Raw genomic sequence first — 2,360 nt, 5'->3', positions numbered from 1 at the left:
TCGTATAGTACCTTCAGCTTTCCACACGTGGAAAGGTTTATCCCTATACAAAAGAAGTTTACAACCCATAGGGCCGTCGTCCTTCACGCGGGATGGCTGGATCAGGCTTTCACCCATTGTCCAATATTCCTCACTGCTGCCTCCCGTAGGAGTCTGGTCCGTGTCTCAGTACCAGTGTGGGGGATCACCCTCTCAGGCCCCCTAAAGATCGTCGACTTGGTGAGCCGTTACCTCACCAACTATCTAATCTTGCGCGTGCCCATCTCTATCCACCGGAGTTTTCAATAAAAAAACGATGCCGTCTCTTATATTATGGGGTATTAATCTTCCTTTCGAAAGGCTATCCCCCCAGATAAAGGCAGGTTGCACACGTGTTCCGCACCCGTACGCCGCTCTCAATTGCCCGAAAGCAATCTACCGCTCGGCTTGCATGTGTTAGGCCTCCCGCTAGCGTTCATCCTGAGCCAGGATCAAACTCTCCATTGTATGTTTGTCTGACTCACTCAAAGTTTTTTAACGCTTTAGTTTTTCCTTACTTGGTTGTTATATTGTATGTCAATGATCTTTATATCTTCCGCTTTTTAACGAAGCAATCTTTCTGTCTATATCCGCTCCGTATTTGCGAGTGCAAAAGTAAAACTTTATTTTGTAATGACCAAATGTTCCTGAAGAAAATTTTAAAGTTTTTTAAGTAACCTTAATTCTTCTCAAAACCTCAATCACCCCTACTCCTGCGCTCCGATTTATTCGGACTGCAAAGATACAAACTCTTTTTAAAACCACAACTCTTTTTGCAAAAAAGTTTTTTAAGTTTTTTTTCGTCCGTCTCTTTTTTGAAGTATTATAATGTTCTTGCTTACCTAAAAGCTCTTCTGCGCTTGACTGATACTCTCTCGTTTTCAGTGGGGCAAAGATAACAACTTTATACAACGCAAAACAAGTCTAGTTAACATAAAATTTACAGCAGTATTATAATTGTGAATAAGTATTACTTTTAACTATCTGATTTATATTATTATTATACTTTCACTAACACTTATCCACAATAGTGGAATTGTTTTTAAAAACTGTGAAAGGTTGATATAACAGGTATTTTACACCTATTTATATAGAGCCATTATTGGGCTAAAGCCTGGGGTCCTGTTAATGAACTTTTATTCGTTGGAAATAATGGACTGTTTGACTCTTATAGGATGATAATAGCCAATCTGTAGAGGAATAGATATGTGATAAATATTGAGTTATCTTTAAGATGAGTGATTGCTCTGTAATGAGTAATCAATAATAGTGATGATATAACAACTATACTTTGCTATTCAGTAGAAATCTAACTGGTTAAAAAGCCATTTTGTGAATATTCATATTCTCTGCTATTGTGAAAGATCTCAATAGAAGTGAACTTTAGCCGTGCCCAATAAAAAGCATAAAATTCCATAGGCTTTAGCCAAAGCATATAATACATCATTTAAAATACCCACACACATTACTCATTTTTTATTCATACTGAGAAGGTAATTGTTTTTAAGTTTTGGCTAAAACCGCCATTAGTGATAAACCCATAATGGAAAAGAGCATTGTATTTTATTTCACCACGGATTACACGGATTGACACAGAAGAATGTGGAGATTTGTTTGGAGAAAATCAAGGAATATACGGATATGTTTTAATGTTTATGTTTAGAAAAAAGATATAATGAGCACAGCTATTCAATAGCCACGGGCTTTAGCCCGTGCTCAATAAAACCATAAAATTCCACAGGCTTTAGCCAAAACATATTCACTATCCGGAATCTATTATCTATTATCTATTATCTATTATCTATTATCTGTTATCTGTTTCTCACTCTTCACCCTGTATAAGTGCAGGGATAATTCCAGAATAGGTACATAGGGATAGTTCCAGGTACATAGGCGTGGGATAGATATAATATAGATAGGATGGGTCTATAACAAAAAAAAGTCTCACACATTACTGTATGAGACTTTTAAAATAAAATAAAAAAACTGGCGGCGGCCTACTCTCCCGCGTTAGCAGTACCATCGGCGCTGGTGGGCTTAACTTCTGTGTTCGGAATGGGAACAGGTGAGCCCCACCGCTAAAACCACCCTAAAGAAGGTATATAGCATCTGGCTATTTGCTGCTGGCTTTTGGCTTTTTTGCCAATCGCTAACTGCTTACTGCCATTTGCGGTTTTTAAGCGATAAAAACTCTCACAAAGACAAAACCTTTACTGCGCATAAAGTACTTGTCATTTATTATATGTTTAATATGATAATTTTATAGCAACCATAGGCTATAAATCTACGGGTAATTAGTACTACTCGGCTATGACATTACTGCCTTTACACCTATAGCCTAT

The 2,360-nt window shown here is 37.4% G+C and carries 2 rRNA genes; both read right to left on the bottom strand.

What is annotated here, in order from left to right:
• Positions 1–486 (bottom strand): 16S ribosomal RNA (locus tag HX13_RS21545); the annotation flags it as partial.
• Between the two features lie 1,516 nt (positions 487–2,002).
• A 5S ribosomal RNA gene (gene rrf / locus HX13_RS21535) occupies positions 2,003–2,110 on the bottom strand.
• Between the last annotated feature and the right edge of the window lie 250 nt (positions 2,111–2,360).

The organism is Chryseobacterium sp. P1-3 (assembly GCF_000738495.1).
GTDB lineage: Bacteria > Bacteroidota > Bacteroidia > Flavobacteriales > Weeksellaceae > Chryseobacterium > Chryseobacterium gallinarum.
Note: the sequence above shows the minus strand (reverse complement) of the source record. Positions and strands in the feature narration are given on the sequence as shown.